The 12633-nt window shown below is 66.6% G+C and carries 10 protein-coding genes and 1 tRNA gene; 5 read left to right on the forward strand and 6 right to left on the reverse strand.

The annotated features are described in order from the left end of the window. Positions 1 to 101: 101 nt before the first annotated feature. The 3 genes from smpB to dapA are packed head-to-tail and all read right to left on the reverse strand — an operon-like array spanning position 102 to position 1919. Positions 102 to 578 (reverse strand): SsrA-binding protein SmpB, encoded by a 477-nt coding sequence (gene smpB, locus VGV41_RS08085; protein ID WP_326863297.1) that lies wholly within the window; start codon positions 576 to 578, stop codon positions 102 to 104. 6 nt (positions 579 to 584) lie between these two features. Next, on the reverse strand, positions 585 to 1004 hold the full coding sequence (mscL, locus tag VGV41_RS08090; RefSeq protein ID WP_326863298.1) for a large conductance mechanosensitive channel protein MscL: 420 nt from the start codon (positions 1002 to 1004) through the stop codon (positions 585 to 587). 24 nt (positions 1005 to 1028) lie between these two features. Continuing rightward, positions 1029 to 1919: a 4-hydroxy-tetrahydrodipicolinate synthase gene (gene dapA / locus VGV41_RS08095; RefSeq protein ID WP_326863299.1), complete on the reverse strand. Its 891-nt coding sequence runs from the start codon at positions 1917 to 1919 to the stop codon at positions 1029 to 1031. 564 nt (positions 1920 to 2483) lie between these two features. Between dapA and VGV41_RS08100 the strand changes: the two genes are divergently transcribed. The 3 genes from VGV41_RS08100 (at position 2484) to VGV41_RS08110 (ending at position 7537) form a co-directional block, all read left to right on the forward strand. Continuing rightward, a complete protein-coding gene (locus VGV41_RS08100; RefSeq protein WP_326863300.1) occupies positions 2484 to 4415 on the forward strand; it encodes a lytic transglycosylase domain-containing protein in 1932 nt (643 codons plus the stop codon). A gap of 4 nt (positions 4416 to 4419) precedes the next feature. Then, positions 4420 to 5334: an alpha/beta hydrolase gene (locus VGV41_RS08105; protein WP_326863301.1), complete on the forward strand. Its 915-nt coding sequence runs from the start codon at positions 4420 to 4422 to the stop codon at positions 5332 to 5334. A 124-nt stretch (positions 5335 to 5458) separates the two neighbouring features. Then, complete coding sequence (locus VGV41_RS08110; protein WP_326863302.1) at positions 5459 to 7537, forward strand: tetratricopeptide repeat protein; 2079 nt, start codon at positions 5459 to 5461, stop codon at positions 7535 to 7537. 104 nt (positions 7538 to 7641) lie between these two features. Here VGV41_RS08110 and VGV41_RS08115 read toward each other — a convergent pair whose 3' ends face one another. After that, on the reverse strand, positions 7642 to 9021 hold the full coding sequence (locus VGV41_RS08115; protein WP_326863303.1) for a porin: 1380 nt from the start codon (positions 9019 to 9021) through the stop codon (positions 7642 to 7644). A 497-nt stretch (positions 9022 to 9518) separates the two neighbouring features. Between VGV41_RS08115 and VGV41_RS08120 the strand changes: the two genes are divergently transcribed. Then, positions 9519 to 10220 carry a hypothetical protein gene (locus VGV41_RS08120; protein WP_326863304.1) on the forward strand — a complete coding sequence of 234 codons (702 nt, stop codon included), beginning with the start codon at positions 9519 to 9521 and terminating at the stop codon, positions 10218 to 10220. A 37-nt stretch (positions 10221 to 10257) separates the two neighbouring features. Here VGV41_RS08120 and VGV41_RS08125 read toward each other — a convergent pair whose 3' ends face one another. After that, the gene (locus VGV41_RS08125; protein WP_326863305.1) at positions 10258 to 10542 is read right to left on the reverse strand and encodes a hypothetical protein; all 285 of its coding nucleotides are present in this window, start codon (positions 10540 to 10542) and stop codon (positions 10258 to 10260) included. 190 nt (positions 10543 to 10732) lie between these two features. Continuing rightward, a tRNA-Ser gene (locus VGV41_RS08130) sits at positions 10733 to 10826 on the reverse strand. Positions 10827 to 10951: 125 nt separating this feature from the next. On the opposite strand from VGV41_RS08130, the gene VGV41_RS08135 reads away from it, so the two are divergent. Then, positions 10952 to 12610 (forward strand): methyltransferase, encoded by a 1659-nt coding sequence (locus VGV41_RS08135; RefSeq protein ID WP_326863306.1) that lies wholly within the window; start codon positions 10952 to 10954, stop codon positions 12608 to 12610. Positions 12611 to 12633: the final 23 nt, after the last annotated feature.

Consider the following 12633-nt stretch of genomic DNA (forward strand, 5'->3'; position numbering starts at 1 on the left):
GCCTCCTGATGTCGCGCCGGCGCGAGCCATAGGCGACCGCCGGCGCACGGGGAAATTCAATATTTTGATACCGCGCGCGGCCGGAAATGATGGGTCGGATCTTAGCCCTTTGCGCGCAGCAGCCGGCTCTTCTCGCGGTCCCACGAGCGCTTCTTCAGGGTCTCGCGTTTGTCGTGCAGCTTCTTGCCGCGCGCCAGCGCCAGTTCGACTTTCGCCCGCCCCTTCTCGTTGAAGTAGAGCTTGAGCGGCACGATGGTCATGCCCTCGCGCTCGACCCCCGTCGCAAGGCGGTCGATCTCGCGCTGGTGCAGGAGCAGCCGGCGCGGCCGCTTCGGCGGGTGGTTGTTGAAGGGACCGGCCTGCAGGTATTCGGGGATGTTGGCGTTGACCAGCCACAGCTCGCCGCCTTTGGAGTCCGCGTAGGACTCCGCGATGGTCGCCTTGCCCGAGCGCAACGATTTGACCTCGCTGCCGGTCAGGGCAATGCCGGCCTCGTAGGTGTCGCCGATTTCGTAGTTGAACCGCGCCCGGCGGTTTTCAGCGACGACCTTGAGCCGTCGCGCGGGTGATTTGGCCATGGCGCCTTAGCTAATGGGCGGGCGCGCTTTGAGCAAATCGCGGATTTCCGTCAGCAACTCTTCCTGCTTGGTCGGCGGCGCCGGCTTGGCCTCTTCCTTCCGGATCAGCTTGCCCATGCCGCGGATGATCATGAAGAGCACCCAGGCGATGATGATGAAGTTAATGACGAGGGTAATAAAATTACCCCAAGCCAATACAGCACCTTGCTTTTTTGCCTCCGCCAGCGTGGTGGCCGTGACCTTCGCGGAGAGCGGGAGGAAGTAGTTGGAGAAGTCGACGCCGCCGGTGACCGCGCCCACGATCGGCATAATGATGTCGGCCACCAGCGAACTGACGATGGCCCCGAAGGCCGCGCCGATGATCACGCCAATGGCGAGATCGACCACGTTGCCGCGCAGCGCAAACTTCTTGAAGTCGTCGAGCACCGACTCTCCCCTGCCCCGGCCAGCCTAGTTCAGCAGCCCGGCGTGCACCATGGCCTCGCGCACCAGCCCTTGCGCCTTCTCGGTCGCCGGCACCATCGGCAGCCGCACCGTATTGGCGCACTTGCCGATCAGCGACAGGGCATACTTGATCGGCGCCGGGCTGGTCTCGACGAACAGGTTGACGTGCAGCGGCGCGAGCTTGTCCTGCAGCGTGAGCGCGGTGGCGAAGTCGCCCTTCAGGCAGGCGTTCTGGAATTCGGCGCACAGCCGCGGCGCCACGTTCGACGTCACAGAGATGCAGCCGTGGCCGCCATGCGCCATGAAGCCGAGCGCGGTGATGTCCTCGCCCGACATCTGGTTGAAGTCGTCGCCAATCGCCGCGCGCTGCTGCGTCACGCGCGTCATGTTCGCGGTCGCGTCCTTCACGCCGGCGATGTTCTTCAACTCGTAGAGCCGCTTCATCGTGTCGACCGACATGTCGACGATCGAACGCGCGGGGATGTTGTAGATGATGATCGGGATGCCGATGGCGTCGTTGATCGCCTTGTAGTGCTGGTACAGCCCTTCCTGCGTCGGCTTGTTGTAATAGGGCGTGACGATCAGCGCCGCGTCGGCACCCGCCTTCTCGGCATGCTTCGAGAAGTCGACAGCCTCGGCGGTCGAGTTCGAGCCGGCGCCGGCGATCACCGGCACGCGGCCCTTGGCCTGGCTGACGCACCATTCGACAACCTGCTTGTGCTCGTCGTGCGACAATGTCGGGCTCTCGCCGGTGGTGCCCACCGGCACCAGCCCGTGCGTGCCCTCGGCAATCTGCCACTCGACCAGATCGCGGAAAGCTTTTTCATCCACCGACCCGTTCTTGAACGGGGTGACGAGGGCAGTGAAAGAGCCGCGAAAGCGGGTCTTGGCGGTCATGACACGTGTCTCCCGAAACGAACCGTCCATAGATATCCGCTAGGCGTGGCCGATGAAAGGCCTCACAACTTGACGTTTGCCTAGGCCCCGAATCCGCCTCTTTCGCGCGCAATGCAGCGATATAGCGCGCCGGCGGGCACTCGCTTCCCGCGCGCGTTTGGCCTAATAAACAAGCAGTCCAGTAGCCTGCTGAGTCGGCCGGTCGGGAACTCGGGCAACGTTTTCATGGGTGGTACTGAGCGAAGGCCGTGGGGCCTGACGATCGCGGTTCTGGCGGCTGGGTCCCTGTACGCCGGCCCGGCTCTCGCCCGCGGTCTGGTTCCATTGCCCCGCCCGCGCCCGGCGATCAAGACGGTTGCAGCCGCCCCCCGCCCCGCCCGGGTCCAGAGCATTCCGCTGCCGCTTAGGCGCCCGCGGATCGTCGAGACCGCGCCCCAACGCCAAGCCGAGAAGGTCGCCGCCGCCCCGGTCTCCCTTGCACCCCCGCCGCCGCGCAGCACCGCCGCTATTCCCGGCCATACACTGGCAACGCCGCTCCTGCGGCCGACCTCTGGCATTTGGGCGGTGGCGCAGACCCGCGACACGCCGGCGTCCGACGTGGCCACGCTCAAGCACCTGATCCAGGCGATCCGTGCCGGCCATGCCGCCGAGGCCGACGCGGCGGAACGCAATCTCTCCGACCCGGTCGCGCGCAAGCTCGCGGAATGGATCATTCTGCGCTCGGACGCCACGAACGCGAACTTCGCTCGCTACGCCGCCTTCATCTCCGCCAATCCGAGCTGGCCGCATGTCGCGCTGTTCCGCCGCCGCGCCGAGAACGCGCTGTGGGACGACAACGCCGACAGCGCGACCGTTCGCGCCTTCTTCGCCGCGCATCCGCCGACGACGGCAAAGGGCCGCTACGTGCTGGCGCGCGCGCTGCTTGCCGCCGGCGACCGCGCCGGCGCGGCAGCGCTGGTGCGCTACGCCTGGCGCAACGAGGACTGCAGCGCCGAGGTCGAGCGCCGCGTGCTCGACATGTTCGGCGATATGATCACGCCCGCCGACACCAAGGCGCGCATGGAGCGCCGCTTCTATGTCAACGACACAGAGGCGGGATTGCGCGCCGCCGAGCGGCTCGGCGGCGTCGAGCTTCAGATCGCGCGCGCCCGCGCCGCGGTGCTCAAGCACGCGCACAATGCCAAGGCCCTGCTCGATGCCGTGCCGGTGTCGGCGCGCGGCGAGCCCGGCTACATGTTCGCGCGCATCCAGTGGCTCCGCCGCGAAAACAAGCCTGAGGACGCGAGCCGCCTGATCCTCTCCGCCTCGCGCGATCCGGAAGCGTTGGTCGACACGAACCAGTGGTGGATCGAGCGGCGCATCGTCATCCGCAAGCTGCTCGACGATCACGACGCGCAGACCGCGTATCGGCTTGCCCGCGACGCGGCGACGCCGACGCAGGGCAACTACCGTGTCGACCAGCACTTCACCGCAGGCTGGATCGCGCTGCGTTTCCTGCACGACCCGCGCACCGCGATGGCGCACTTTTCCCGCATCCTCGATGGCACGCACAATCCGCACGCGCTGGCGCGCGGCGGCTACTGGCTCGGACGCGCCGCCGACGCGCTCGGCGACCGCGTCCAGGCCAAGGCCTGGTACGAGAAGGCGGCGCAATACTGCGCCACCTATTACGGCCAGCTCGCGCGCGCCCGCGCCGGCCTGCCCGATCTCGGCCTGCACGGACCGCCGGTGTTCACGGCGCACGAGCGCGAGTTGCTCGGCAATCTCGAGGTGGTGCGCGCCGCCGAGCTGCTCTACGCGCTGGACGAGCGCGACATGATCGCGTCGATGTATGCCGAGCTCGGCGAAAGCGCGCACGACGTCGCCGGCATGGCGATGCTCGGCGACCTCGCCGCCAAGCACAATGACGGGCGGGCGATGGTGCTGCTCGGCAGCGGCGCCTACGGCCGCGGCCTGCCGCTCGAATATTACGCCTACCCGGTGGTCGGGCTGCCGCCTTACCGGCCGATCGCGCCGCCGATCGAAGCGGCGGTGGCCTATTCGATCGCGCGTCAGGAAAGCCACTTCAACCAGAAGGTCGTCTCGTCGGCGCACGCCATGGGACTGATGCAGGTGACGCCAGAGGCGGCGCAGGACACCGCGCGCAAGTTCAAGGCGGCCTACAACCGCGCTCGCCTGCTCAGCGACGCTGCCTACAACATGCAGATGGGCGCAGCCGAGCTGTCGAACCTGCTGACCGGCTACAACGGCTCCTACATCCTCACCTTCGCCGGCTACAACGCCGGCCGCGGCCGCGTGCGCCAGTGGATCGCGGCCTTCGGCGATCCGCGCGACCCGGGCATCGATCCGGTCGACTGGGTGGAGCGCATCCCGATCTCGGAGACGCGCAATTATGTCGAGCGCATCATGGAGAACCTGCAGGTCTATCGCGCCCGCTTCAAGGGCAACAATCGGCTGGTGATCGAGGCGGACCTCAAGCGCGGCGCGGCGAACTAGGCGCATGCTCGCAGATCCGGCCGGCCGCTCGATCTTCATTTCCGCGCCGGACGGCCTGAAGCTGCACGCGCGCTGCTACGGCCCGCGCAGCGCCGGGCGCACGGTCGTCTGCCTGCCGGGGCTGGCGCGCACCGCCGCTGATTTCGAGACGCTGGCGGCGGCGCTGGCCGCGCCCGGTGAAGCGCGGTGTGTGATCGCGCTTGACTATCGCGGCCGCGGACTGTCCGACTATGACCGCGATCCGGCCAAGTATAATTTCCACGTCGAGCTCGCCGACCTGCAGGCGGTGCTCACGGCGCTCGACGCGCTGCCCGCGGTATTCGTCGGCACCTCGCGCGGCGGCATCCTCACCATGCTGTTGGCCGCGCTGCGCCCGACCGCGCTCGCGGGCGCGGTGCTCAACGACATCGGCCCGGTGCTGGAGCCGAAGGGGCTCATGCGCATCAAGGGCTATGTCGGCAAGCTGCCCGAGCCGCGCTCCTTCGGCGAAGGCGCCGAGATCCTGCGCCGCCTGTTCGACGCGCAGTTTCCCAAGCTCACCGGTGAGGACTGGCTCAACGCCGCGCATCGCACCTTCAAGGAGGCGAACGGGCGGCTTGTGACCACTTACGATCCAGCCCTGGCGAAGACAATGGAAGGCGTCGATTTCGAGAAGCCGATGCCGCCGTTGTGGAAGGAGTTCGAAGCGCTTAGGCACGTGCCGCTGATGACGATCAGGGGCGAGCATTCCGATTTGCTGGCGGCCGAGACCGTCGACGCCATGGCGCAGCGTCATGCCGGGATGGAACGGCTCGAGGTCGCGGACCAAGGCCATGCGCCACTGCTGGCGGAGCCGGAGGTGATCGCGCGCATCGCCACCTTCGTTGCCGGCTGTGAAGCGCGTCCCCGCGCGGCGCAGTTCGCAGTCGCGGCGGGCTGACCGCCACCACGGCAGCAAAAAGGCCACGCCCGCGCGCGCCGTCGCAAGGCCTTGGCCGATCCATCGATATGCTAGACAAGTGACGCCCGCCCTGTGGTACGGCGGGCGTCAGCGTGAGGGTGTCGTGTCGCAGCAGGGAAAAGGCCAGTCGCGTCTGGAGCGGACTTTCCAGTCGGCCCTCGCGGCCCATCAAAGCGCGCGGCTTAACGAGGCATCGGAGCTGTACGAACAGATCCTCCGGCTGGACCGCCGACATTTCCCGGCGTTGCTGCTGCTCGGCGCCGTGAAGGCGCAGCAAGCGGACTATGCGGCCGCCGAGCGGCTGACGCGGGACGCCTTGCGGGTTCAGCCTCGCGACCTGCGCGCTCTCCTCCAGCACGGCAATGTCCTCCTGGCCCAGCAGCGCTACGACGATGCCTTCGCCGCCTTCGGCGACGCGATGGCCGTCAACCCGTCGATGCCGGAGGTCCACGTCAATCGCGGCGCCATCCTGATGTTGCGCAAGCAAGCGGCCGAGGCGCTCGCCTGCTTTGACGCGGCGCTGCGGATCGCGCCGCGCTTTGCGCCTGCGCTGTGCAACCGCGGCAACGCCCTGCAGGAGCTCAACCGGCTGGACGACGCGCTGGCGGCCTATGACGCGGCCGTCCGTGAGCAAGCCGGCAACGCGGAATATCTCGCCAGCCGGGCAAATTGCCTGCATCGCCTGAAGCGCGACGACATGGCGCTCGAGGACATCGACGCGGCCTTGAAGGCGCAGCCGTCCAACGCCGACTTCCATTACAACCGGGGCAACATTCTCGCGGCGCTTAAGAAGCCGGCGGAGGCCTTCGCCGCCTTCGACGCCGCCTGGCGCATCGCGCCCGATCTGCCCTACGCTGAGGGCGACCGGCTCTACGCCAAGCTCGCCATCTGCGACTGGAGCGACCTGGCGCGTGAACTGGACCACGTCGCGGCCAACGTCGGACAGGGACGCACCGCCGCCCGCCCCTTCGCCTTCCTGGCGATGTCCGGGACCTCATCGTTGCAGGCGCAATGTGCGAAGCTCTTCATCGCGCGGGAATTTCCAAACCGTCCGGCGCTGTGGCACGGTGAGGCATACGATCATGCGCGCCTCCGCATTGCCTATCTCTCGGCCGATTTTCGCGATCACCCCGTAGCTCTGCTGATGGCCGGCGTGTTCGAAAGACACGACCGCGCAAACTTCGAGATCAGCGCCTATTCGTTCGGACCTGCGGGCGCGTCGCCGATGCGGCGGCGGCTCGAAAGCGCCTTCGACCGGTTTCTCGACGTGCGCGCAAAAAGCGATGTCGAGATCGCCGCCCTGCTGCGGGAGCACGAGATCGACGTCGCCGTCGATCTAATGGGGCCGACGCAACTGGCGCGGCCGGGAATCCTCGCGCACCGGCCGGCGCCGGTGCAGATCCTCTATCTCGGCTACGCCGGCAGCAGCGGCGCACCCTATATCGACTACGTCCTGGCGGACCGGACGGTGCTGCCCGAAGCGCAACGCGCGTGTTACGCCGAAACCGTTCTCGACCTGCCGCATTGCTTCATGGCGACCGATTCGGCGCGAACGATCGCGCCGGAGACGCCAAGCCGGGCCGATGAAGGGCTTCCCGCCGAAGGCTTCGTCTTCTGCGCCTTCAGCAACAGCTACAAGATCCTGCCGGACGTGTTCGCGGTCTGGATGGACCTGCTGCGCGAACGGCCGGACAGCGTGCTCTGGCTCGCATCGGCCAATGCGGCTGCAACGGCAAACCTGAGAGCGGCCGCGGCAGCGCACGGTATCGCGGCCGAGCGGCTCGTCTTCGCGCGCCGCGTCGAGAGCAACGGACTGCATCTGGCGCGTCATCGCCTGGCCGATCTTTTCCTCGATACCGTGCCGTTCGGCGCGCATTCGACCTCGTGCGACGCCCTGTGGGCCGGCCTTCCCGTTCTGACGTGCATGGGCGAAGGTTTTGCCGGACGGGTGGCTGCGAGCCTGCTCGCGACGCTGGGCGTGCCGGAACTGATCACGGCAAGCCTGGCGGATTATCGTGCGCAGGCCCTCGCCCTGAGCGGCAGCAGGGAGCGGCTCGCGGCCGTCCGGAGCAAGATCGTACAGGCGCGCGAAACATCGCCACTCTTCGACACGGCGCGATTCACCCGCGATCTCGAGGCGCTGTATCTCGCGGCGACCGGGCGCGCGAAAGTTAGGGATTAAGCCGAACCGAAGCGGGATTCCGACGGCACCCTGACTCCGAGCGGAAAAGAAAAACCCCCGGCGGTTGCCCGCCGGGGGTTCTTATTTGCGATCAGATCAGCCGATCAGGGATAGAAGTCGCGGTGCACGCGGAAGCGGACACCCACGTTGTCGACGTCGTTACCCGAGGTCACGCCGGCCGCGGTGGTCGCGGTGGCGGACTTCAGCTTCGAATACATCACGTCGAGACCGACATAGAGGTTCTTCGTGACGTTCCACTGGGTCCGCGAACCGATCCAGTAGGTGTTCCAGTTGTTGTTACAGGTGCCGGTCGCACCCGCCTCACCCGTGCAGAGCACGGCGTTGGCAGTCGCGTTGTAGCTGACCGCGGCATAGCCGCCGTACAGCGACGTCTTCCACTGGTGGTTCCAGAAGTGGTCGTAAGCGGCGTTGACGCCCCAGCCCGTGGTCAGGTCCTGGCTCGAACCTGCGACACCCGCGTTGTAGACCGAGTCCGACAGAACGCCGAAGCCGAAGGTGGCACCGGTCGCTTTGAACCAGTTGGAGTTCGGGGTCATGAACACGTAGCGGAGCGCGCCCTCGGTGTAGTTGACCTGGGCCTGGAAGTAGTCGCCCGGGCCGAACATCGGCGCGTTCAGCTTCAGACCGGCGCCGACCGCGTAACCCCACTTGTCCGACGGACCGTTCGCGGTCGCACCGGCAGCGGTGTAGTAGGTGCCGTTGACTTCATGCGCAGCGGCCATGACCTGGGCGCTGCCCCACGCCTGATCGAGGCGCAGGTTGCCGACCACGTCAGGTGACTGGAAGCCGCCTTGGCTGTTGGTGGTCGTGATGCCAGCCGCAGTGGGAGCCGCCGCAGCCGACACGATCTGCGTGTCGCGACGCTCTTCGGCCGAGATCGAGGCCGACAGACCGTTGCCGAACTGCGCCGTGTAGGCCATGACCATCCAGCCCGGATCACCCGTGTCCGAGGCCGGGAAGGCGCCCCAGAACGACGACGCCGGCACGCTGTAGAAGTCGAAGAACGACTGCGCGATACCAGCGGTGAAGCCGGCGAACTGGATGAACGCACGGTTGGCGCTGAACGTGTTCGACGCGGTGTTCGCGCCGACGTCGTTCGTGCTCACGCCGACCGCGATATAGCTGCGCAGCGTGCCGTACTCGGTCTGCTCACGGGCATCCGCCGTGATGTAGCCGCGGGCGCGGAACGTGCTGTTGTTGGTCGTGCGGTTGTTGACGTTACCGTTCGCCCAACCCCAGGCGAAGTTGCCGTTGCCGCCGTAGATGTACTCGGCGCGGACCCAGCCACCGATTTTCAGGCAGGTATCGGTGCCGGGCATATAGTAGAAGCCGGCGCCGTAGAGCGAGCAAATCTTCACGTACTGGACCGGTTTGGCCTTAACGGGAAGATCGGCCGCCTGAGCCCCAGCGACCGCCAGCAAGCCGGCAGCGCCACCGAGGAGAAGGCTTTTCACCATCTTCATCTTGAACCTCCAAAACATTGTTTATCGTGAGAGGGTTCCGTATCCGTCCAGTGCGACAGCACCGATGGAACTTCCCCTTTGCTCCCCGCTCACCGGACAAACGCTCACACTACCTGATGACCCGACGCACTACTGAATTCGGTAACTGGGTCTCAGAAACGTGCAATCCGCCGACCGGAAAGCGCGACATGGGGATGCCCCCCTCCGTCGCTTGGCCAGAGTAGCGTCTCCGCCCCCCCAGGCAACGAAGAAGGTCCATACCCACAGCCCGATACGGCGCTTTTCGGCCCCCTGTTGCGCAAAAAACACGCATTCTGCCGCCAAACTGTCGTCGGGTCGTAACAAAACACCTCCTCTGGTTGTGTTTTGGTAATTTCCTTTCCCCGCGGTGGTATGGACATTGGTTAAACAAGAAAGAATCATTGGACCAAAGCGGTCGTGAAAGCGCCGTGATCGATGTAGAAGAAAGGGCAAGACCGAGATCGGGGTAGCGGCACATGCGCAAGAATTATTTCCCACCAAACCGCCGGCGGTGGATCGCCGTCTCCGGCGCCGCGCTCACCGTGATGCTCATCGCTTCTTCGGCCGTGCCCGCGCACGCCGGTGACGACGACGACTGGATCGACTCGAAGCTGCGCGGCGTCCTCGAAGGCATCGGTCTGCGCCGCGACGGCGACAAGACGATCGACTACCACGAGCGCTCGCCGCTGGTGATCCCCAGCAATACGTCACAGCTGCCGCCGCCGGAAAAGACCGACGGCATAGCCGCGGCCAATCCCAACTGGCCGAAGGATCCCGACGTCATGCGGGCGCAGCAGCAAGCGAAATTCGAGAAGAACCGCAACATCAGCGAAGAGCGCGAGCGCGAGCAAAATCCGCTGTCGCCCAGCCAGCTGACGCCCGGCGGCAAATCGCGGCGGGTGAACACCGCCGATATTCCCGGCTCGTCCGCGGGGCCGGACGGATTCGGCAATCCGCTTTCACCATCCGAGCTCGGTTACACGGGCAATCTGTTCGGCACCATGTTCGGCAGCAAGACCGAGGCCGCGCGCTTCACCGGCGAGCCGGCACGCAGCTCGCTGACCGAGCCCCCGGCCGGCTATCAGACGCCCTCGCCGGCCGAGCCTTACGGGCCGGCGAACGCCACGGCGCCGAAGGCCGACAACTACTACCTGCACCACGGCGAGTTGGGGCGCTGACGGCGCTGTGCGCGCAGCGATCGCGCACTCGGCCTGACTAGCGGCAGATCCGCTGCCTGATGACGACGTGCCGCCCGTGCCGCCGGACTTGACGGTGGACGATGCGGCAGTGTGGCCCCTCCTCCGCCGCGCGATCATCGAAATAGGGATTGCGATTGCAGAAGCCGCGATTGCCGGCGATCACGTTCGGCGCGCACTCGGCCGCCGTTGCGTATTCACAGTCCCAATACACGCCGCCATTGCCGATGCTGACGACGGCGCACCACGGCGCCGGCCCGTATTCCGCGCTGGCCACGGCCGGCAGCGCCAGAAGCGCGGTCATGACGGCAGATGTCAGCAAGGCAGTTCGCAACACGGCTGGAAACTCCCGGGTCGGACGGCCAGGCGAGGCCGCGGGCGTCATCTTAACCCCTCCAGCCGGCGCGAGGTTGCGCAAAGTTCCGCAGAAAGCTGTCCGAAATCAAGCGGCTGCGCCGAAGGAGGATGGGATTGGCGGCGTGCTAAACCGGCGCTGGCGGAGACGGAGGGATTCGAACCCTCGATACGCCTTTACAAGCGTATAACGGTTTAGCAAACCGCCGCCTTCAGCCACTCGGCCACGTCTCCGTAGCGGCGGATATGCCCGACGCCATGGCCGATGGCAAGGCGCAACGCCTTGAAATAGCGCAGGCGTCCGCCCAAAGATGCCGGCCGCGAATTTCCTCCCGTTTCCCTCCGCCAGGGCCGTCGTCATGCGTCGCCTTACCGCCGAAGCCGATGCCCTGATGCGCGCCGCCGCCGGCTACGAGCAGCAGCAGAAATTCAATCTTGCGGAACGGAATTATCGCAAGCTCATCGAGCTGCAGCCGGACAACGCTTTTGCCTACAACAGCCTTGGCCGGCTGCTGCACGCCAAAGGCAAGCCGGCGCAGGCGGCGGGCGCTTTCGCCCATGCGCTGGCGGTGATGCCGCAGCTTCTCGAGCAGCATTACGACGCGATGTGCGCGACCCTGCTGTCGCTGTCGCCCGAGCTCGCCCGCGCCGTCGCGCAATCGTCGCCAGGTTCTGCGCCCGTCGAACCGAAACCGTTCGCCGGCAATCCGTTGCTGCTGCAGATGCTGCGCGGGGCGCCGATCCGCCATCTTGGCCTCGAACGTGTGCTGACGGCGACGCGCACCTGGCTTGTCGGCAAGGTGGATGACGGTGTCGACGATGAGCGGCTCATCGCCTTCGCCGGCGCGCTGGCGGCGCAGTGCTTCATCAACGAATACGTCTTCGCGGTCGGCGCGGAGGAAGAGACTGTCGTTGTACAATTGAGCCGGCGCGCCGCTGACGCGCTCGCGAGCGGCCGCAGGCTGCCGCCGCTCATCTGGGCCGTCCTGGCGGCCTATGCTCCGCTCGCCGATCTCCCCGGTGCAACTGCGCTCGCCACGATGACGCTGCCGCCGGCCTTGCGGCCGGTCATCGAGCAGCAGGTCGTCGAACCGGAGCGCGAGCGCGCGCTGCGCGCGGAGATCCTGCAACTGACGCCGATTTCCGGCGCGGTGTCCGAGCAGGTGCGCGCGCAGTACGAAGCCAATCCCTATCCGCGCTGGGTGGCGCCGCCGGCGCAGGTGGAGCCGGTCAGCGTCGCGCAATACGTCGCCGAGGCCGTATCTGCCAATCTGCCGCGCCCGCCACACGAGCCGCTCGAAGTGCTGGTCGCCGGCTGCGGCACGGGCTGGCATGCGATCGCGCTGGCGCAGCGGCTCGAGGGCACAAGCGTTCTTGCCGTCGATCTGAGCCGCGCGAGCCTCGCCTATGCAAAACTGCGCACGCCGGCGGAGCTTTCGCAGCGCCTCACCTTCGCGCAGGCCGATATCGAGACGATCGACGGCATCGGGCGCAACTTCGACCTTATCGACGCCAGCGGCGTTTTGCACCACACCGCGGACACCTTCGCCAGTTGGCGCAAACTGCTGGCGCTGCTGCGGCCGGACGGGCTTATGCACATCGGCCTCTACAGCGAACGCGCACGCGGCGAGATCGCTGCGGCGCAGGACTATCTCCGCCGACAGGGTTACAGCGCGACCGCAGCCGACATCCGCCGCTGCCGCGGCGATCTCCTGGCGAATGGCTTCGCCGATCTGGCCAAGACCAGCGATTTCTACACGACCAGCGAATGCCGCGATCTGCTCTTCCACGTGCAGGAGCACCGCGTCGCCATCCCCGCCATCGACGCCTTCCTCGCCGCGGAAAATCTCGAATTCCTCGGCTTCGAATTTCCGCCAGCCGCAAAGAGCAGCCTTCGCCGTACCTTCGAGGGCTCCGGCTGGTCGTGGCGCGACCTTGCGCGCTGGCATGCGCTGGAGATCCAGAACCCGGCGCTGTTTTCGGCGATGTACCACTTCTGGGTCCGCAAGCCCGCCTGAGCCGGCGGTAATTTCTTTGGCCC

It is taken from the genome of Pseudolabrys sp. (assembly GCF_035943735.1).
In the GTDB taxonomy this organism is placed as follows: Bacteria; Pseudomonadota; Alphaproteobacteria; order Rhizobiales; family Xanthobacteraceae; genus Pseudolabrys.